The following is a 20,085-nucleotide window of genomic DNA, read 5'->3' on the forward strand; positions in this document are numbered from 1 at the left end:
GAACGCCATTTTGGCGTTCAACCCTTTGCTTTTGCCTTTGTCAGGCTTTCACACTGGCGGGGCTGGTTGGCGTGATCTCAGTAATGGCAATGGCGCCTTTCTCGATCCGGGCCTCGAGGCGCTTAGCCTGCGGGTGATCCAGGTAGAAATCGGCCACGCGGTCTTCGATCTGCTCTTGGATGACACGGCGCAGTGGCCGGGCCCCCATGGCCGGATCGTAGCCGAGTTCGACCAACTTCTCCATGACCGGTTCCGTGACCTTGATCGAAAGGCCCTGATCCTTGATGTTGGCGTTGGTGTCAGTGATCATCAGGCCAACGATCTTGAGCAGGGTGTCCTTAGCCAGCGGCTTGAACTCAACGATGTCGTCGAAGCGGTTCAAGAATTCCGGCTTGAAGTAGTTGCCCAGCTGGTTCAGGACCGTTTTGGTCGTCCCGTTGATCGAGGCGCCGAAGCCAACGTTCGCCTCGGCGTCCGTGGAGCCGGCGTTTGAGGTCATGATGATGATTGTGTCCTTGAAGGAAACGGTCCGGCCCTGACTGTCAGTCAGGCGGCCGTCATCCAGGATCTGCAGGAACATGTTCATGACGTCCGGGTGGGCCTTTTCGATCTCGTCCAGCAGGATCAGGCTGTACGGATTGCGCCGGACCTGCTCCGTCAGCTGACCGGCTTCTTCATAACCGACGTAGCCAGGAGGGGAACCGATGAGCTTGGACACGCTGAACTTTTCCATGTACTCCGACATGTCAAAGCGGATCATGTTCTGTTCAGAGCCAAACAGCTCCTTGGCGAGTTGCTTGGCGAGCTCAGTCTTGCCGACCCCAGTGGGGCCAACGAAGAGGAAGCTGCCGATTGGCCGGCCCGTCTTGTTAAAGCCGATCCGGTTGCGGCGAATGGCGCGGCCGACCTTTTCGACGGCCTCGTTTTGGCCGATCACGTGGGCCTCAAGGTCAGGCACCAGGTTCTTAAGTTGCTCTTGTTCCTGCTGCTTCAGTTCACCGACCGGGATGTTGGTCATCTTTTCGACGATCTGCTCCATATCCTTATCGGTGACGGTCGGCGTGTCTTCCTTGGCCCGCGTCGCGTCTTGCTTTTGCATCTGCTCCAGCTTGGTGACCTGATCGCGGTAGAAGGCGGCCTTTTCGTAGTCTTCCTGCTTCAAAGCGTCCTGCTTTTGCTTCTCGGCTTCGGTGATCTTGTCCTTGATGGTTTGCGGATCGGCCACCGTGATGGTCAGGTTCTTGCGCGAGCCCGCTTCGTCCAGAAGATCGATCGCCTTGTCAGGCAGGTAGCGATCCTGGATGTAGCGGCTGGACAGGTTGACCGCTGCCTCGATGGCGGCCGCGGTGTACTTCACGTGGTGGTAGGCTTCGTAGCGCGGCTGAATGCCCTTGAGGATCTCAATGGTCTCCTCCGGGGTGGGTTCTTCAACCGTAACGGGCTGCAGCCGGCGGGCGAGGGCGGAATCCTTTTCGATCTGCCGGTACTCGTTTGAGGTCGTGGCCCCGACCAGCTGCAACTCACCGCGGGCAAGCGCTGGCTTCAGCACGTTGCCGGCGTCCATGCCGCCTTCGGCATTGCCGGCCCCGACGATCTCGTGGATCTCGTCGATGAAGAGGATGATGTTCGGGTCCTTCTTCAGCTCGTCGATCAGCTGCTGCATGCGTTGCTCAAATTGGCCGCGGATCCCGGTGCCTTGCACCAAGGACACGACGTCCAGCTGGATCACGTGCCGCTCCTGCAACTTGGTCGGCACGTCGCCGTTTGCGATTTTGAGCGCCAGGCCCTCGACCACGGCGGTCTTACCGACGCCGGCTTCCCCGATGAGGACTGGATTATTTTTAGTCCGCCGGTTCAAAATTTCGATGACCCGCGCGATTTCTTCGTCGCGGCCGATGACCGGATCAATCTCGCCGTTCTTGGCTTTGGCCGTCAAATCGACGCCGAACTGACCAAGCACGGAGTTGCCGCCCTGGCCAGGGCCGTTGCCGCGGCCGCCGCCGGTTCTGCCCGACTGGGTCGGCGGGGTCTGATCCTGCGGCTGCTGCTGCCCATTTTGGCCGGCAGCCATCGCCCGGAAGATGTCATCGAGACTGTTGAAGCCGAACGGATCATTGTTTGCATTCGTTGGGTTCATATTGCCTCCTGCTTGTTGTTTCAACTGCTGGTAGCAGTTCTGGCATAGGTTGATCTCTTGGCGTTGGCCATTCACGTTGGTGTACAGATGAATGGTAGCCGGATTTTGATGGCAGTTCTCACATAGCACCGTTGTTCACAACCTTTCTTATCTACTTCCATTCCGTGATCACGCACAGAATTAGTCAAACTAGGCTTTGACCTTATTTGACCTTGGCTCTAGTTTACACCCCTCCGCCGAGAATGCAAGCACTCAAGAGAGGAGAGTGCTAATTTTTACCAGCGGTTTCCGGTCGTGGCCGGTAGTGCACTGGTCAAGGGCCTACGTCTAGTCTAAAATAGTGACGGAAAGGGGGCAAGCATGTGGCATCAGACTACACGAAGATGATGGATGACCTGCGGGCCGGCAAGATTGCTGAGATCAAGATCGAACCAGCGACGTTTGCCGCTTTTCGCACGGCATGGACCAACTATCCTAGTCGTAAGGAAATTGTCGGCCAAGCAAAGCGCGGGGGGACTATTTTGTATCACTACCAGTCCGCAAAGGCGCAATAAAACCGTTCTCAATACTTGTCCTGTAAGCGGAATAATGGTAAGGTTTACAAGAAATAGAATGCAAATTCTATTCGGCAAAAGTTTATACACAAAGGAGCAGATTACTCATGGAAAAACGCGAATTTAATGTTGTAGCAGAAACAGGTATCCACGCACGTCCAGCCACCCTCTTGGTTCAGGCTGCCAGCAAGTTCAACTCTGACATCAACCTGGAATACAAGGGTAAGAGTGTTAACTTGAAGTCCATCATGGGCGTCATGAGTCTTGGCGTCGGTCAGGGTGCTGATGTGACGATCTCCGCTGAAGGCGCTGACGAGAAGGAAGCCATTGCTGCCATTGAAGAGACCATGAAAAAGGAAGGTCTGTCCAACTAATGACTAAGAACCTGAAAGGGATCGCGGCTAGTGATGGCGTCGCTACGGCGAAGGCCTACCTGCTCGTGCAACCCGATCTGTCATTTTCGAAGTCAACAATTGAAGATACAGACAAAGAAGTCGCACGGCTACACAGCGCACTAGATCAAAGCACCGCTGAACTGAAAGTGATCCGGGCGAAGGCAGCGGAGTCCTTGGGTGAAGAAGAGGCGGAAGTCTTTGACGCACACATGACGATGCTGGCCGACCCTGAGTACATCGGCGCCATCGAGCAGCAGATCCAAAACGATAAGGTCAACGCCGAAACCGCGCTGAAAGCCGTTTCGGACAACTTCATTTCCATGTTTGAGGCCATGACCGATAACACCTACATGCAGGAACGCGCGGCGGACATCCGCGACGTGTCCACGCGGGTGCTGTCGCACTTGTTGAACCGGCCACTGCCGAACCCGGCGCTGATCGATTCTGAGGTCATCATCATCGCGCACGATTTGACGCCATCAGACACCGCGCAGCTGAACAAGAAGTACGTCAAGGCGTTCGTTACCGATATCGGTGGCCGGACCGCGCACAGCGCGATCATGGCGCGGTCGCTGGAGATTCCGGCGGTCGTGGGCACTGACACGGTCACGACAGACGTTCAAAACGGGCAGCTGATCACGGTCAACGGGCTTACCGGTGATGTGACGATCGATCCGTCTGAGGACCAAGTCAAGGCCTCTGAACAGGCAGCCACTGCGTTTGCCGCTCAGAAAGCCGAATGGGCTCAGCTGAAGACGGCCAAGACGATCACGGCGGACGGCGTTCACTTCGAGGTCGGTGCGAACATCGGCACCCCGAAGGACATGGATGGTGTCATTGCTAACGGCGCGGAAGCAGTCGGCTTGTACCGGACCGAGTTCCTGTACATGGACTCTTCTGAGCTGCCAACCGAAGATGACCAGTTCAAGGCGTATAAGGAAGTATTGGAAAAGATGGACGGCAAGCCCGTCGTTGTCCGCACGATGGACATCGGCGGCGACAAGAAGCTGCCTTACCTGCCACTTCCTCACGAAGATAACCCATTCTTGGGCTACCGTGCGATCCGGATCAGCTTGGACCGGCAGGATATTTTCCGCACCCAGTTGCGGGCACTCCTGCGGGCCTCAGCCTTTGGTAATCTGCGCATCATGTTCCCAATGATCGGCACAGTCAACGAATTCAAGGCGGCCAAGAAGGTCTTCTTGGAGGAAAAAGACAAGCTGGTCAAGGACGGCGTGAAGGTCTCGGACAGCATCCAGACCGGGATGATGATGGAAGTACCTGCCGCTGCGGTACTGGCTGATCAGTTCGCCAAGGTTGCAGACTTCTTCTCCATCGGGACCAACGACCTGATCCAGTACACGATGGCTGCCGACCGGGGCAACGACCGTGTGTCCTACCTCTACCAGCCTTACAACCCGTCGATCCTGCGCTTGGTTAAGCACATCATCGATTCGGCGCACAAGGAAGGCAAGTGGGCCGGCATGTGCGGGGAAGCCGCTGGCGACCCGATCATGGTGCCGATCCTGATGGGCATGGGGTTGGACGAGTTCTCCATGTCCGCCACGTCTGTCCTGCGGGTCCGCAGTCAGATGAAGGGGCTCTCAGCGAGCTACCTGAAGACCTTGGCAGAACGCGCCGTGACCGAGTCCGTCACCAACGAGGACAACATCGCGCTGGTCAAGGAATTCACCGAAAGCAAGTAATTGAAGAGCAAGGAAGGCGCTGCGACTGGTTCGCGGCGCTTTTTTGCATGGTGTGCAGAGTTCGCGCACGTAGGGGGACAGCTAACGTAGCCATCAGCATTGCCGCCGTATTTTGGCGGCGAGGCTGATGGCGTAGTTAGATGCCCCCCGTTGATCAGCCTGTTTGAGCGAAGCGAGTTACAGGGTGACATGCGTTAGCTGCGAACTCGGAACCCGATTAGATGGTGCATAGAGTTCGCGCACCTAGGTGCTCCCCCGTTGCGAACTCGAAGCCCGATTAGGCCAAGGTGCGCAGAGTAGGGGAAACTGGGCGGCTTGCCCTTGGCCGCCCGCAAATCCACCGCGTGATCATCGCTCTGATCGTCGTCAGCGCCCGTTGCCGGCAAAGACAGCGACCACCGCATTGACAGCGGATTCACGAACCTCTAGACTGATTTGTGTACACAAATAAGGTTCTGGAGATGGCAAAATGGAATTAGCAGTGATCGATATTGGCGGGACGACCATCAAGTTTGCGTGGTGGGACGGCAGCGCCTTGCAGGAACGACACGCGGAGCCGACGCCGGATAATTTGGCCGCGTTTTATGCGCTGCTGGCGGCGCAGGTAGCCGCGATGAAGGCAAGCCACCCGGCCATTGGCGGGGTGGCCATTTCCAGCCCCGGGGCGGTCAATCAGGCCACCGGCGTGATCGAGGGCATGAGTGCACTGCCTTACATTCACAATTTCCCGATCCAGCCCGAGCTAGAGAAACGCTTTGGCTTGCCGATCGCGTTTGAAAACGACGCCAACTGTGCGGCGCTGGCCGAGGTCAAAAGCGGCGCGGCGCAGGGCAAAGCGCGCGTCGCGATGCTGGTGCTCGGCACTGGCGTTGGCGGGGCGTTGATCGCCGATGGCCACATCGACCATGGCGCCCATCTGCTGGGCGGTGAGTTCGGCTTCATGCTGCAAAACGGCAAGTCGGTGTCCGCGCAGGCGACGGTCGTCAAACGCGTCGCGCGCTACCAGCAGCGGACAGGCAAGGCAATCTCTGGCGAGGCGCTGTTTGAGGCGGCCAAGGCCGGTGACCGCATCGCCCATGAGGAGGTCGAAGGCTTCTTTGAGGCCCTGGCCGAGGTGATCTTCAACTTGCAGTACAGCTTTGATCCGGAGCTGTTCCTGCTTGGTGGGGGCGTCTCGCGCAACCCTGACCTGATCCCGGGGATCGAGCGGCACATGGATGGCGTCTTTAAGACGATTGAGATCGCGACTCAGCGGCCGGTCATCAAGATTTGTCAGTACACGGACGCGGCCAACCTGATCGGGGCCGTCGCTAATTTTGACCAGCGCCACCGCTAATGCTGGTTTGGTGCAACCGCAAGCCTTGCTTGCGGTTTTTTTATACGAACAATAAATACGAACAATAGTTGAATATAAAAGCAAAAACGTTCTTAAAAATGGTTGAGCCGGTGAAACAGGCGTGATAAACTCAAGGCAAATATGAAAGCAGGTGACGATCATTGACAGTCGCTGTGGTAATGGGTTCAACGTCGGACTGGCCGACCATGCGTCAGGCCGTTGAACTGCTCAGCCAATTCGATATTCCCGTGGAAAAACACGTGATCTCGGCGCATCGGATGCCGGTGCAGCTGCAGCAGTTTGCCGCGCAGGCGCGGGCAAAGGGGATCGACGTGATCATTGCAGGCGCCGGGGGCGCGGCGCATTTGCCCGGGATGCTGGCGGCGAGCACAACCGTTCCCGTCATCGGGGTGCCAATTAAAACCCGAACATTGAGCGGGATCGACTCGCTGCTCTCCATCGTCCAGATGCCCTCTGGGGTGCCGGTTGCCACGATGGCGATCGGCGACGCGGGGGCCAAGAATGCCGCCCTGATGGCCGCGGCGATGCTGGCGATTACCGACCCGCAAGTGGCCGCGCGGCTAGCAGCCTTTCGCCAGCAACAAACTGCGGCCGCCCAGGAAAGCGAGGCGCAGCTTGATGAGTGAGCCGATTCTGCCGCCAGCCACGATTGGGATCGTCGGCGGCGGCCAATTGGGGCGGATGCTTGCTCAGGCGGCTAAGGCCATGGGCTACACGGTTGGGGTCCTTGACCCGACTCCGCAGTGTCCGGCGGGGCAAGTCGCTGATTTTCAATTGCAGGCGGACTACACGGATCAGGCCGCGCTCACGGCGTTGGCCAAGCGCGCGGACGTTTTGACCTACGAATTTGAAAACGTCGATCTCACTGCGCTGGCTAAGGTCAGCCAAAATGCCGCGCTGCCCCAGGGCACTGAGCTGCTGGCGATCACCCGTGACCGCATCCGCGAGAAGACGTTTCTGCGCGAACACGGCATTCCCACTGCGGACTTTGCGGCTGTCCCGGACGAAGCAGCGCTGGCCGCGGCGATCCACGAGGTCGGCGTGCCCGCAATTTTAAAAACCACGACGGGCGGCTATGACGGGCACGGCCAGCAGGACATCAACGGTGAGTCTGATCTGCCGGCTGCCCGCCGGCTGCTGGCCAAGGGCCCCTGCATCTTGGAGGCCCGGGTGGCCTTTGACCGGGAACTGTCCCTCATGGTCACGCGCGACGGCAATGATGCGGTGCGCTGCTTCCCGGTAGTGGAGAATCACCACCAGCACCACATTCTGCACACCACGATCGCGCCGGCGCCGCACTTGAGAAAACCGGCCCGCTACCAGATCGACGCGCTGGCGGCAAAGATCGCCAAGGCCCTGGCCCTGCGTGGGGTGCTTGGCATCGAGCTGTTTGAAGGCAAGGACGGGGTCCTGGTCAACGAATTAGCCCCGCGGCCGCACAATTCCGGTCACTACTCGATCGAGGCGTGCAACTTCTCCCAGTTTCAGGCGCACATTCTGAGTATTTGCGGCCTGCCGCTGCCACCGATCCGGCTGCAGGAGCCGGCCGTGATGCGTAATCTGTTGTGGGCGGAACTGGCGCAAGCCGAGCGGGCCTGGCCGCGGCATCCGGAGTGGCACGTGCATGATTACGGCAAGGCAGAGGCGCGCGCGGGGCGTAAGATGGGGCATTTGACCGTGCTTGCGGGGGATACTGCTGACATGCTGCAGGCGGTTCAATTGGAGGACGAAAATGGAAAAGACTGAGTTGCTCTATTCTGGCAAGGCGAAAGACATGTACCTGACCGACGTTCCCGGGGTGCTGTGGGCGGCATACAAGGATCAGGCAACGGCGCTCAACGGCAAGCAAAAGGTGCAAATCGAAGGCAAGGGCACCCTGAATCGCCAAATCTCCGGGCTGCTGTTTGAGGCCGTCGAGGCGGCGGGGATCCCGACGCATTTCATCAAGAATTGGGACGACCAGACGATGATCGTGCGGCAGTGCACCATGGTGCCTTTGGAGGTCGTGGTGCGCAATTATGCCTCGGGCAGTTTTGAACGCAAATTCCACACGGCACCGCTGCTGCCGCTGGCCCCGGCCGTGCACGAGTTCTACTACAAGTCCGACGCGCTGGATGACCCGTTCATCAACGATGAGCAGATCACGGCGCTGGGATTCGCTGATGCTTCGACGCTGGCGGCAACCCACCAGCTGGCCGACCGGGTCAACGCGGTGCTCACGGCCCTTTTTGCCAGCGTGGGGATCAAGCTGGTGGACTTTAAGCTGGAGTTTGGCCGCTTGCCGAACGGCCGCTTAGTGCTGGCCGATGAGCTGTCACCAGATAACATGCGGCTGATCGACGAGCAGTCGGGCCGCTCGCTGGATAAGGATATTTTTCGCCACCATGAGGGGCCGTTGACCCCGGCCTACCAGGTCGTCTTAGACCGGTTGAAAGGAGCTGCCCATGTTTAAAGCCAAGATTTACGTCAACTACAAACCCAGCGTGCTGGATCCGAAGGCGCAGGTCATTCAGAACACGCTGCGCCGCCTGGGCGACGACAACGTCCAGGACGTGCTGGTCGGCAAGTACTTCGAGCTGACACTGGCGGCCGCGGATCAGGCGGCTGCCGAGGCGCAGGTCGCGCGGATCTGCGACGAGATGCTGGCCAACGTGAACACGGAAACCTTCCGCTACACGGTCGAAGAACTGGCGGTGGCGCAATGAACGCGGCGGTGATCAGCTTTCCTGGCTCCAACTGTGATGATGATCTCATGCATGCCATTGGGACCGTGCTGGGCGAACGGGTGACGAAGGTCGCGGCCAGTGCCACGACCTTGACCGGGTTTGACCTGGTGCTGGTACCCGGCGGCTTTTCGTACGGCGATTACCTGCGCTCCGGCGCCATCGCCAAGTTTGCGCCCATCATGCCGGCCCTTAAGGCGTTTGCCGCGGCCGGCGGCTATGTCCTGGGGATCTGCAACGGGTTTCAGATCCTGACCGAGGCGGGGCTGTTGCCCGGGGCGCTGCAGTGGAACACCAGCTTGCAGTTCATCTGCGAACCGGAACCGCTGGTCGTGGCTAACGCGCACACCGCCTTTTCCAATCGCTACCGGGCCGGGCAGACGGTGACGCTGCCGATCGCCCACGGGGAAGGCAACTACTACGCCGATCCCGCGACACTTCAGGCCATTGAGGCCAACGGGCAAGTGGTGTTCCGGTACGCCCACAACCCGAATGGCAGCCTGAACGATATCGCCGGGCTGACCAACGCCGCGGGCAACGTGCTGGGCATGATGCCGCATCCGGAGCGGGCCGTTGAGCAGCTGATCTTCGGTACCGATGGGCTGGGCGTGTTTGAGTCGCTGAAAGAAGCCATTGAGGAGGGCGCCTATGCTGCAAACTGAGATGAGCCCAGAGACGATCAAGCAGGAGAAGCCTTACCTGCAGTGGGGCCTCACTGAGTCCGAGTACGACCTTTTTGCCGAAAAGTTAGGCCGGCTGCCCAACCTGACAGAGATCGGGCTGGCGTCTGGCATGTGGAGCGAGCACTGCGCCTACAAGTACAGCAAGCCGGTCCTGAAAACCTTCTGGACCAAGAACGACCGCGTGCTGATGGGCCCGGGTGAAGGGGCCGGGGTGATCGCGATCGGTGAGGGCAAGGCCGTGGTGTTCAAGGCGGAAAGCCACAACCACCCGAGTGCCGTTGAACCTTACCAGGGGGCGGCCACCGGGGTCGGCGGCATCATCCGCGACATTTTCTCGATTGGCGCCAAACCCGTGGCGGTCCTCGATTCACTGGCGTTCGGCTATCCCACCGACCCGCACACGAAGCAATTGATCGATCAGGTGGTGGCCGGGATCGGCGATTACGGCAACGCGATCGGGATCCCTACGGTCGGCGGCGAGACCAAGTTCGCGCCGACGTACGCGCAGAACCCGCTGGTCAACGCCATGTGCGTCGGGGTGATGGACGAAAGTGCGATTCAGCGCGGTCAGGCCGCCGGCACAGGCAACAGCCTGCTGTACGTCGGCGCCAAAACCGGCCGCGATGGGATCAACGGCGCCAGTTTTGCCTCGGCCGAGTTCTCGACCGCCGAGGCGGCGGACCGCTCGGCCGTTCAGGTCGGCGATCCGTTCATGGAAAAACTGCTGGTTGACGCCTGCCTGGAGGTGACCCATCAGCACCAAGAAGCCTTGGTCGGCATGCAGGACATGGGCGCCGCCGGGCTGGTGTCGTCAACGGTTGAAATGGCGGACAAGGCCGGCTACGGGATGGTGCTTGACCTGGATCTGGTGCCGCAGCGCGAGCCGGGCATGACGCCGTTTGAGATCATGCTGTCCGAATCGCAGGAGCGCATGATGCTCTGTGTCAAAGCGGGCCACGAAGCCGAAGTTGAGGCGGTCTTCAAGCAGTACGACCTTGACGCCGTGGTGATCGGGCACGTGACTGACGACGGCCGCTACCGCCTCACCCAAGGCGGCGCCGTCGTGTGCGACGTCCCGGTCAGCCTGCTTACCGACGACGCACCGGTGTATCACCAAGTCGGCAAGCAGCCGGCCCGCCTGGCCCACCCCGCGGCCGCGTTTGTCCCGGCCGTGAGCGATCCCGCCGCCACGCTGAAGCAGCTGTTGGCCGACCCCAACGTCGCCGCCAAAAGCAGCCTTTACCGGCGGTACGACGCGCAGGTGCAGACGAACACCATCGCCGGGCCCGGCGGTGATGCGGCCGTGATCCGCGTGCGCGGAACGCACCGCGCGCTGGCGCTGACCACGGATTCCAATGGCCGTTACCTGGCCTTAGACCCGGCAATCGGCGGGGCGATCACGGTGGCCGAGGCCGCCCGCAACCTGGTGGCCGTCGGGGCGCAGCCGCTGGGGATCACCGATTGCCTGAACTACGGCGATCCGACCAAGCCGGAACAGTTCTACAGCCTTCAGGAATCGGCTAAGGGCATTGTCGAAGCGACCAAGGTCCTGAACACACCGGTGATCTCGGGCAACGTTTCCTTGTACAACGAGACGAACGGTGAGGCCATCGCGCCGACGCCGATGATCGGAATGGTGGGGCTGATCGAAGACCTGACCACGGTGACCGGCGCCGGCTTCCAAACGGCCGGGGAGCTGATTTACGTGATCGGTGACACCGCCGCCGATTTCAACGGCAGCCTCTTGCAGCAGGTGCAGACCGGCAGCGTCGCCGGCCGCCTGATGGGGCTGGACTTGCAGCTTGAGCAGGCCCACCAGCAGCTGGTGCTGACCGCGATCCGGGCTCACCTGATCGCCGCGGCGCATGACGTCGGCGATGGCGGCTTGGGCGTCGCCCTTGCCGAGATGACCTTTGCACTCGGGATCGGCGCGGCGGTGAGCCTCGCGCTGCCGGCCGCCCAACTGTTCAGTGAGACCCAAAGCCGCTTCCTGGTGACGGTCCCACAAAGCGCGCAGGCGGCATTTGAGGCGCTGGCTGCCGGGATGGCCAAGCTGATCGGCACCACCGGGGGCGAAATGCTTCAGATCAACGCAGCGGACGGGCGCATTGAGGAGCCGGTCGCCGTGCTCCAGACGATTTGGGAGGAGAGTTTGCCATGCCTGCTGAAGTAAAAAGCTTAAACGAGGAATGCGGCGTGTTCGGCGTCTGGGGAGACCCCAACGCCGCCGAACTGACGCATCTCGGGTTGCACACGCTCCAGCACCGCGGCCAGGAAGGGGCCGGGATCGCGTCGTTGACGCCGGCCGGAATGCGCCGCCACTACGGGTTTGGCCTGGTGTCTCAGGTCTTTGCGCAGCCGGCCGACCTGGCGGCCTTGCGCGGGCCGGCAGCGCTGGGCCACGTCCGCTACGCAACTGCTGGCGGCGCGATCTTGGAAAACATCCAGCCCCTCCTGTTTCGGTTCAGCGACGGGGCGGTGGCGTTGGCGCATAACGGAAATTTGACCAACGCGATCAGTTTGCGGGCGGCCTTGGAGAAGGCCGGCGCGATCTTTCAGTCCACCAGCGACACAGAGGTGCTGATGCACCTGCTGCGCCGCAGTCCGGCGAAGACCTTCGCGGGTCAGCTGATGGCCGCCTTGAATCAGGTCCACGGCGGGTTTGCTTTCGCCTTGCTGACGGAGGCGGGCCTTTATGCCGCGTGTGATCCGAATGGCTTTCGCCCGCTGGTCGTCGGCCAGCTGCCCGGCGGCGGATACGTCGTTTGCAGCGAAACTGCGGCGCTTAACGCAGTGGGGGCGACGTTCATCAAAGATGTTCAGCCCGGCGAGCTGGTCACGGTGGACGATACGGGGCTCCACATGCAGCAGTACACCACGAACACCCAGCTCGCGGTGTGTTCGATGGAGTACGTCTACTTTGCCCGGCCGGATTCTGAGATCCACGGCGTCAATGTCCACCAGGCGCGCGTGGCCATGGGCAAGCGGCTGGCCCAGGAGCAGCCGGCGGCCGGCGATATCGTCGTCGGCGTGCCTAATTCAAGTTTGTCAGCCGCCATCGGCTACGCGCAGGCAAGTGGGTTGCCCTACGAAATGGGCCTGATCAAAAGCCAGTACGTGGCGCGCACGTTCATTCAGCCGACGCAGGCCCTGCGGGAGCGCAGCGTGCGGCTGAAGTTGTCCGCGCTCAAGGCGGTCGTCAGCGGTAAACGGGTGGTCCTGATCGATGATTCAATTGTCCGCGGGACGACCGCTAAGCAGATCGTGCAACTACTTAAGGAGGCGGGGGCCAAGGCGGTTCACCTGCGCATTGCCAGCCCGCCGCTGCGTTTCCCGTGTTTTTACGGTATCGATATCCAGACGACCAAGGAGCTGCTGGCTGCGAACTACAGCGTGCGCGAGATGCGCACGCTGCTGGGAGTGGATAGCCTCGGTTTCCTCTCGGTCCAAGGGTTGGAAGACAGCGTGGGCCTCTCGACCACGGCCCCGAATCGCGGGCTGTGTGTGGCCTACTTCACGGGTGAGTACCCGACCCCGCTGGATGACTACGCGGCTAACCTCGACTTGGAGTTGAAGGCGCTGGCCCAGAACGTTAAGGAGGTGGCCGCCCCATGAGCATTAATTATCAGCAAGCAGGTGTGGACGTCGATGCCGGCAACGAAGCCGTTTTGCGCATTGCCCCCCTGGTGAAAGAGACGCAATCGGCGCGCGTTTTGAGCGACCTTGGCGGCTTTGCCGCGGCGTATACGCTCCCGCAGGTGGAAGCGCCGGTCCTCGTGTCCGCGACCGACGGGGTGGGCACCAAGCTGCTACTTGCTTTGGAATGCGATGCGCACGAGACGATCGGCATCGACCTCGTCGCGATGGTGGCTAATGATCTGGTGGCGACCGGCGCGCGGCCGCTGTTTTTCCTCGATTATCTGGCGACGGACAAGCTGATCCCTTCGCGGGTGGAGGAAGTCGTGCGGGGGATCGCGTACGGCTGCCGTGAGGCCCAGATGAGCCTGATCGGCGGCGAAACGGCCGAAATGCCGGGGATGTACCCGCAAAAGCACTACGATCTGGCCGGCTTTGCGGTCGGCCTCGCCTCGCGCGAGCAACTGTTGCCAAGGCACGTTCAGGCCGGGGACGTCCTGGTGGGCCTGCCCAGCAGCGGCGTTCACAGCAACGGCTTTTCCCTCATTCGGGCCCTCTTGGCCGAAACGAACTTGGGCATGATGCCGCTGCAGGATGGAACCGAAATGCGGGCGGCGCTGATGACGCCCACCCGGCTTTACGTTAAGTCGCTGCTGGCACTACAGGAGAAGGGCGCGCTTCATGGCGCGGCTCACATCACCGGCGGCGGGTTCACCGATAACGTCCCGCGGATGCTCCCGAAAGGGCTGGCAGCGCAAATTGATCCGCACAGTTGGGTCTGGCCGGAGCTCTTTCAGCGCATCCAGCAGGCCGGCGGGCTCAGCGATACCGAGATGCGGCGCACGTTCAACCTGGGGATTGGGATGGTGCTGGCGGTGCCGGCTGCCCATGTGGCCCAGGTCCTGGCGGTCGAGCCGCACGCTAAACGCATCGGCCAGGTCGGCGTGCGCACGCAGGACGCCGTGGAATGGAGGCAGGCATGACGAAGCGACTAGTCGTGTTCGCCTCAGGGACGGGCACAAATTTTGAAGCCCTGGCGGACCATTTTGACCGCAGTCAGACGGCGCGGATCGTCGCGCTGGTGTCTGACCATGAGCGCGCCCCGGTGGTTGCAAAGGCCCAGGCCCGCGGGGTTCCGGTGATCACGCTTGATTACCGGCGGTACGCGACTAAGCAGGCGGCCGAGGCGGCACTGATCCAGCAACTGCCGCCGTGCGATCTGCTGGTCCTGGCCGGGTTCATGCGCATCATCGGCGAAACGCTGCTGGCGGCCTTTCCTAACCGCATCATTAACCTTCACCCGGCGCTGCTGCCCAGTTTTCCTGGCCGCACCGGGATTGAAGACGCGTTCAATTACGGCGTTAAGGTGACGGGGGTGACCGTGCATTTTGTGGATGCCGGCATCGATTCCGGGCAGATCATTGCCCAGGCGCCGGTTTTGATCGGCAAGGCGACCACGCTTGAAACCCTTGAAACAGCGATTCATGACGTTGAGCACCACTTACTACCACAGACGATCGAGGACTTGATCAAGGAGGAGAAAATCTAGTGAAACGTGCATTGTTAAGTGTCTCTGATAAAACCGGCCTGACGGCATTTGCCCAAGGCCTCATTGCCCGGGGCTTCGAACTGGTTTCAACCGGCGGCACCAAAGCCACGCTGGAGCAAGCCGGCTTAACGGTCACCGGGGTCGAGGCAGTGACCGGGTTCCCGGAAATGCTGGACGGCCGGGTCAAGACCCTGCACCCGAAGATCCACGCCGGGATTCTGGCCAAGCGGGACGTGCCGGCCCACATGCGCGCGCTGGCGGCACATGACATTCAGCCAATCGCCTTGGTGTGCGTCAACTTGTACCCGTTTGCCGAGACCATCGCCAAGCCGGAGACCACCCGTGCGCAGGCCATTGAGCAGATCGACATCGGCGGGCCGAGCGCGCTGCGGGCCGCGGCCAAGAATGCAGCCAGCGTGTGGGCGGTCGCAGACCCAGCGGACTACGAAGCGGTGCTGGCCGGCCTGGACGCCGACGACGCGCAGCTGCGCAGCCGGCTGGCCGCCAAGGTCTTCCAGATCACTGCGGCCTACGATGCCCAAATTGCCGCTTACCTGGACCCAGAGCCGTTCCCGGCGCTGTTTACGCCGACGTTCAAGAAACTGTCCAAGCTGCGCTACGGCGAAAATAGTCACCAGGACGCGGCCTTTTACGCGGCGCCAGACGCCCCGGCGGAGTCGCTCGCGGCGGCCCACCAGCTTCACGGCAAGGAGCTGTCCTTCAACAACATCCGGGACGCGGATACCGCGCTGGCCATGATCAACGAGTACCAGGAGCCGACCGTGGTGGCCGTCAAGCACATGAATCCGTGCGGGATCGGCCAGGGCGCCACGATCGAAGCGGCCTGGGACAAAGCCTATGCGGCCGATTCGACCTCGATCTTTGGCGGCATCATTGCGCTGAACCGGCCGGTGGACCTGGCCACGGCGGAGAAGATGCACGCGTTGTTCCTGGAGATCATCATGGCCCCGAGTTTTGATGACGATGCCTTGGCGGTGTTGGCCAAGAAGAAGAACGTGCGCCTCATGACGATCACCCTGGCTGACCACACGCCGGCCGGCCGCGTGGAGACGGTGGCGGTCAATGGCGGGGTGCTGCGCCAGACGACGGACGCCAAAATCGAGACGGCGGCGGATCTGACCGTCGTGACCAAGGTCCAGCCGACCCAGGCCCAGATCGACGCCATGCTGTTTGCTCAGCAGGTGGTCAAGCACGTCAAGAGCAACGCCATCGTGGTGGCCAAAAAAGGCCAGACCCTGGGGATCGGTGCCGGCCAAATGAACCGGATCGGGTCAGTGGCGATCGCGTTGCAGCAGGCTCAGCAGAACCAGGACTTCGCCGGAGCCGTCCTGGCGTCTGACGCATTCTTCCCAATGGATGACTGCGTGGAGTACGCCGCGCAGCACGACATTCGGGCAATCATTCAACCTGGGGGCTCGATCCGCGACAAGGATTCGATCGCCATGGCTGACAAGTACGGCATTGCGATGGTCACCACTGGGGTGCGCCACTTCCGGCATTAAGGAGGCAATGATGGTCAACGTCTTAGTGATCGGGCAAGGCGCGCGGGAAAGCGCGCTGGGCCTGGCGTTTCTGCGGTCGCCGCAGGTCGCTCAAGTATTTGTCGCCCCGGGCAATGCCGGCATGCCCCTGATTGGGCTCACGCCGGTGCCCATCGCCGAAACGGATGGCGAGGCGCTGATCACCTTCGCCAAGGCCCACGTTGCGCTGACCTTTGTCGGGCCGGAGCAGCCCCTGGCAGCGGGCCTGGTCGACGCGTTTCAGGCGGCAGGGCTGCCGGTGTTTGGGCCGCCGCAGGCCTTAGCCCAGCTGGAAAGCAGCAAGCAGTTTGCCAAGGCGTTTATGGCGCGCCACGACCTGCCGACCGCGGCCGCGACGCTGGTCCACTCACTCGCCGAAGCGCAAGCGGCGCTGAAGCCGTTCGGCCTGCCCGTCGTGATCAAAGCGGATGGTCTGGCCGGCGGCAAAGGGGTCACCGTGGCGCAGGATGAGGCCACCGCTACGCAGGTGCTGACAGCGCTTTATGCGGCGCAGCCGGATGCGCCGGTGCTGCTGGAAGAATTCCTTCAGGGGGAAGAAGCGTCGGTGCTGGCCATGTTCAACGGCCAGGCGCGGGTCCTGTTCCCACTGGCCCAGGACCATAAGCGCCGCTTTGACGGCGACCTTGGGCCGAACACGGGGGGGATGGGGGCGATCAGCCCCGCCCCGCAGTTCACCGCCGCGCAGCAGGCAGCTGCCGCCGCTTTGTGCGACCGCACGCTGGCAGGATTGGCCGCCGACGGGCTGGCCGGATGCGGCGTGCTTTACCTGGGGCTGATGTTCACCGCTGAAGGGCCCAAAATTCTGGAGTACAATCTGCGCTTTGGCGATCCGGAGACGCAGGTGCTGCTGCCCCAGGTGCAAAATGATTTCTACGAACTGACGGTTGATCTGCTGGCTGGTCAGGCCCAGCCCCTGGCGCTGGATGGGCTAACCTACTGCGGGGTGGTGGCCGTTGATCCGGCCTATCCAAACCGCGGGCAGGCGTACCCTTTGCAACTGCCTGACGCTGAGCAAAAGCGGTACTGGCTGCCGGCGGGGGTTGCGCAGACCAAAGCTGGCCTGGTCAGCGCCGGCGGCCGGATCTTCACGGTGCTTGGTGCCGGGGCCACCCTCGCTCAGGCTCAGGCCCAGGCCTACGCGCGGATGCAGCCTTTGCAAGGCGCGCTGGCGGTGCGCCGCGACATTGGCGCCAAAGGCCTGTAAGCAAATGACGGCCAACTACCATATCCATGGCGGTTGGCCGTTTTTATTCCCCGCCGGTACTACATATTGGGGGTCGGCTGTGGTAGCATTAAGCGTATGAAATGGAGTGAGCATGATGCCGCAAAGAAAATTGCCGAATGATCCAAAACCTAAGGAATGGCTGGCGTCCGCCCTGTCGCTGCAGTACGTGGCCAGCTACAAGCCGTTCGTCTTCGTGGATGGGGAAGGCGTCCGTTGCAGCCTGTACGTCTCGGGCTGCCGGTTCAACTGCCCGGGCTGTTACAACAAGGTCGCGCAGAATTTTCATTATGGTACGCCCTACACCCAGGAACTGGAGGATCGCATCATTGCGGACCTGAGCCAGAGCTACGTGCAGGGGCTTACTTTGCTGGGCGGCGAGCCGTTCCTGAACACGCAGGTCTGCCTGCAGCTGTGCCGTCGGGTGCGCCGCGAGTTTGGGCACACGAAGGACATTTGGAGCTGGACCGGGTACACGTGGGATGAGCTGATGCAGGAGTCTGAAGACAAGCTGGCACTGCTGAACATGCTCGACATCCTGGTTGATGGGCGCTTCCTCGAAGCCAAGAAAGATCTGACGCTGCAGTTTCGCGGCAGTTCCAACCAGCGGATCATCGACGTACCGGCCTCCTTGGCCAGCGGCCACGTGACGATCTGGAAGGACCTGGTGCGGTAGCGCGGGCGAGGGTCAACAAAGCGGCGACGAAAATCTAATTTTCGTCGCCGCTTTGTGTCATACCTGAGGTTTAGTCAGCGTCGTGCCCTTTTCCCCGTAGAAGCTGAGGTGCGGGAAGTGGACCGTGACCTGAGTGCCTTGGCCCACCTGCGAGGTCAAGGTCAGTTTGTGGCCCAGTTTCTGGCTGAGCCGGTCGGCCAGGTAGAGGCCCAGGCCGGTGGCCCGCTGGTTGGCGTTGCGCCCGTTGGTGCCGGTGAAGCCCTTCTCGAACACGCGGTGCAGCTCGTCTGCCGGAATGCCAATCCCCGTGTCGGCGAGCGTGAGCGTGGCTTCCTGCGAGTTATCGCTGATCGTCGCGGTGATCCTGCCCCCAGAGGCGGTGTACTTCAAGGCGTTTGACACCACCTGGGTCAGAATGAAGCGCAGCCACTTTTCGTCGGTCACCACGGTGAGCGGCCCGCCAACCCGCGTAAAGCGGATCCCCCGGGCGATGAAGCTGTTGCGCTGGTCGACGATCACGCTATCAACCAGCGCGGCCAGATCGTACTCGCGCAGCAGGTAGTCCTTGGAGAAACTGTCGAGGCGCGAGTAATACAGGACTTGTTCAACGAAAAAGTTGATCTTGTCCAGTTGCAGTGCCAGCTCATCCAGCGGCTGTTCTGGGGCCTTACCATCGAGACTGTCGCGGAGCAGGCCCGCCGCCGCAAGGGGCACCTTGATCTCATGGACCCAAGAGTCGATGAATGCTTGCTGATCCTGCTGCCGCGCGATCAGGGCGGACTGGGCCTCGCGGTGCTCGCGGATGAGCTGGTTATAGGCAGCCGCGACCAGCTGCTGATCATGGTGGCGGAGGGTCTCTTTGATCGGCCACGCCAGCGCTTCGGGGCCGGCCGCCAGCCGTTCTTCAAAGGGCGCGACCCACCGTTTGGTCCGGTGATAGCCCCACCAGAGAATGAGGCTGCCAAACCCGGTCAGCAGGAGTGCCAAGTACAGCAGCGTGTCCCAGCGCACCAGCTGGCGGGGGTCAAGCCACAGCCCCAGGCAGAGCAGCGCAAGGCCGAAGAGGAACCAGATGATGGCAAAAATGCGGTCCTGGAGGTATTTTTTTACGGTCATCACTTCACCATGTAGCCTTGGCCGACCTTGGTTTGGATGTAATTGGGCAGGCCGGCCGCCTCGATTTTCTTGCGCAGCCGGTTGATGTTAACGGTTAGGGTGTTGTCGTCCACAAAGCGCTCATCCGTCCACAGGTCCTTCAGCAGGTGCGAGCGGCTCAGGACTTCGCCATGGGCGCGCATCAACAGTTGCAGCAGCTTGTACTCATTTTTGGACAGGTTGATCTCCTCACCGTTGACGATCGCCATGCCGGTTTTGAGGTCCAACGTCAAACCGCCCACGGTCAGGGTGACTGCGCTTTTGTCCTGGTAGTTGTAGGTCCGGCGCAGCAGCGCGTTGATCTTGGCGATCAGCACCTCCATGGCAAACGGCTTTTCGACGAAATCATCGGCGCCCAGATTCATTGCCATGACCATGTCCATATTGGTATTGCGACTGGAGATGAAGATCACCGGGACCTGCGAGTGGTCACGGATCTTTTTCACCCAGTAGTAGCCGTCGCGCACCGGCAGGTTGATGTCAAGTAAGACGAGGTCCGGCGCGGTTTGCTCGAACTGGGTGAAGACCTGATCGAAATCTTGCACCGTCGTCGCCTGGAACTCCCATTTATTCAGCGCGTCCTTGATCAGGTCGGCGATGGTGCGGTCATCTTCCACAATCATGATTTTGAACATGGGTCGTCCTCCTTTACCGGTCTGCCGAGGGGTCGGCTGCGAACCGGTTTAATTGTATGGTAGCTGTTTGCTGGCGAGTTCACAAGCATTCCTAA

The 20,085-nt window shown here is 61.2% G+C and carries 19 protein-coding genes; 16 read left to right on the forward strand and 3 right to left on the reverse strand.

The features are described 5' to 3' along the window. Window positions 1-40: 40 nt before the first annotated feature. On the reverse strand, window positions 41-2,266 hold the full coding sequence (locus EKM85_RS08245; protein WP_164510722.1) for an ATP-dependent Clp protease ATP-binding subunit: 2,226 nt from the start codon (window positions 2,264-2,266) through the stop codon (window positions 41-43). A 233-nt stretch (window positions 2,267-2,499) separates the two neighbouring features. On the opposite strand from EKM85_RS08245, the gene EKM85_RS08250 reads away from it, so the two are divergent. From EKM85_RS08250 to nrdG, 16 genes are all read left to right on the forward strand, one after another. Then, on the forward strand, window positions 2,500-2,691 hold the full coding sequence (locus tag EKM85_RS08250; RefSeq protein ID WP_125585827.1) for a hypothetical protein: 192 nt from the start codon (window positions 2,500-2,502) through the stop codon (window positions 2,689-2,691). A 107-nt stretch (window positions 2,692-2,798) separates the two neighbouring features. Beyond that, window positions 2,799-3,065: a phosphocarrier protein HPr gene (locus EKM85_RS08255; RefSeq protein WP_054665507.1), complete on the forward strand. Its 267-nt coding sequence runs from the start codon at window positions 2,799-2,801 to the stop codon at window positions 3,063-3,065. Next, a complete protein-coding gene (ptsP, locus tag EKM85_RS08260; protein ID WP_125585829.1) occupies window positions 3,065-4,792 on the forward strand; it encodes a phosphoenolpyruvate--protein phosphotransferase in 1,728 nt (575 codons plus the stop codon). Before EKM85_RS08255 ends, ptsP begins: the two co-directional genes overlap by 1 nt. A 469-nt stretch (window positions 4,793-5,261) precedes the next feature. Next, window positions 5,262-6,128 (forward strand): ROK family protein, encoded by an 867-nt coding sequence (locus tag EKM85_RS08265; protein WP_125585831.1) that lies wholly within the window; start codon window positions 5,262-5,264, stop codon window positions 6,126-6,128. A gap of 179 nt (window positions 6,129-6,307) precedes the next feature. Beyond that, the gene (gene purE, locus EKM85_RS08270) at window positions 6,308-6,775 is read left to right on the forward strand and encodes a 5-(carboxyamino)imidazole ribonucleotide mutase (protein WP_125585874.1); all 468 of its coding nucleotides are present in this window, start codon (window positions 6,308-6,310) and stop codon (window positions 6,773-6,775) included. Further along, window positions 6,768-7,895 carry a 5-(carboxyamino)imidazole ribonucleotide synthase gene (gene purK / locus EKM85_RS08275; RefSeq protein ID WP_125585833.1) on the forward strand — a complete coding sequence of 376 codons (1,128 nt, stop codon included), beginning with the start codon at window positions 6,768-6,770 and terminating at the stop codon, window positions 7,893-7,895. The genes purE and purK overlap by 8 nt, the downstream gene beginning before the upstream one ends. Beyond that, the gene (gene purC, locus EKM85_RS08280) at window positions 7,882-8,601 is read left to right on the forward strand and encodes a phosphoribosylaminoimidazolesuccinocarboxamide synthase (RefSeq protein ID WP_125585835.1); all 720 of its coding nucleotides are present in this window, start codon (window positions 7,882-7,884) and stop codon (window positions 8,599-8,601) included. Before purK ends, purC begins: the two co-directional genes overlap by 14 nt. Continuing rightward, the gene (gene purS, locus EKM85_RS08285; protein WP_125585837.1) at window positions 8,594-8,854 is read left to right on the forward strand and encodes a phosphoribosylformylglycinamidine synthase subunit PurS; all 261 of its coding nucleotides are present in this window, start codon (window positions 8,594-8,596) and stop codon (window positions 8,852-8,854) included. Before purC ends, purS begins: the two co-directional genes overlap by 8 nt. Further along, window positions 8,851-9,534, forward strand: coding sequence for a phosphoribosylformylglycinamidine synthase subunit PurQ (purQ, locus tag EKM85_RS08290; RefSeq protein ID WP_125585839.1), 684 nt, complete (start codon window positions 8,851-8,853; stop codon window positions 9,532-9,534). Before purS ends, purQ begins: the two co-directional genes overlap by 4 nt. After that, window positions 9,521-11,728, forward strand: coding sequence for a phosphoribosylformylglycinamidine synthase subunit PurL (gene purL / locus EKM85_RS08295; RefSeq protein WP_125585841.1), 2,208 nt, complete (start codon window positions 9,521-9,523; stop codon window positions 11,726-11,728). Before purQ ends, purL begins: the two co-directional genes overlap by 14 nt. Continuing rightward, window positions 11,713-13,170, forward strand: a complete 1,458-nt coding sequence (purF, locus tag EKM85_RS08300; protein ID WP_125585843.1) for an amidophosphoribosyltransferase — start codon at window positions 11,713-11,715, stop codon at window positions 13,168-13,170. The genes purL and purF overlap by 16 nt, the downstream gene beginning before the upstream one ends. After that, window positions 13,167-14,174 carry a phosphoribosylformylglycinamidine cyclo-ligase gene (purM, locus tag EKM85_RS08305; protein WP_125585844.1) on the forward strand — a complete coding sequence of 336 codons (1,008 nt, stop codon included), beginning with the start codon at window positions 13,167-13,169 and terminating at the stop codon, window positions 14,172-14,174. Before purF ends, purM begins: the two co-directional genes overlap by 4 nt. Further along, the gene (gene purN, locus EKM85_RS08310; protein WP_125585846.1) at window positions 14,171-14,740 is read left to right on the forward strand and encodes a phosphoribosylglycinamide formyltransferase; all 570 of its coding nucleotides are present in this window, start codon (window positions 14,171-14,173) and stop codon (window positions 14,738-14,740) included. The genes purM and purN overlap by 4 nt, the downstream gene beginning before the upstream one ends. Further along, the gene (purH, locus tag EKM85_RS08315) at window positions 14,740-16,263 is read left to right on the forward strand and encodes a bifunctional phosphoribosylaminoimidazolecarboxamide formyltransferase/IMP cyclohydrolase (protein ID WP_125585848.1); all 1,524 of its coding nucleotides are present in this window, start codon (window positions 14,740-14,742) and stop codon (window positions 16,261-16,263) included. Before purN ends, purH begins: the two co-directional genes overlap by 1 nt. Window positions 16,264-16,273: 10 nt before the next feature. Continuing rightward, window positions 16,274-17,506, forward strand: coding sequence for a phosphoribosylamine--glycine ligase (gene purD, locus EKM85_RS08320; RefSeq protein ID WP_125585850.1), 1,233 nt, complete (start codon window positions 16,274-16,276; stop codon window positions 17,504-17,506). Window positions 17,507-17,621: 115 nt separating this feature from the next. Further along, window positions 17,622-18,200: an anaerobic ribonucleoside-triphosphate reductase activating protein gene (nrdG, locus tag EKM85_RS08325; RefSeq protein WP_125585852.1), complete on the forward strand. Its 579-nt coding sequence runs from the start codon at window positions 17,622-17,624 to the stop codon at window positions 18,198-18,200. A gap of 57 nt (window positions 18,201-18,257) precedes the next feature. On the opposite strand, the gene EKM85_RS08330 is transcribed toward nrdG, so the two are convergent. Further along, entirely contained in the window at window positions 18,258-19,316 is a 1,059-nt protein-coding gene (locus EKM85_RS08330) for a sensor histidine kinase (RefSeq protein WP_125585854.1), read from the reverse strand. After that, on the reverse strand, window positions 19,316-19,990 hold the full coding sequence (locus tag EKM85_RS08335) for a response regulator transcription factor (protein ID WP_125585856.1): 675 nt from the start codon (window positions 19,988-19,990) through the stop codon (window positions 19,316-19,318). The genes EKM85_RS08330 and EKM85_RS08335 overlap by 1 nt, the downstream gene beginning before the upstream one ends. Between the last annotated feature and the right edge of the window lie 95 nt (window positions 19,991-20,085).

Origin of the sequence: Lacticaseibacillus jixianensis (assembly GCF_003946485.1) — a bacterium.
Taxonomy (GTDB): domain Bacteria; phylum Bacillota; class Bacilli; order Lactobacillales; family Lactobacillaceae; genus Lacticaseibacillus; species Lacticaseibacillus jixianensis.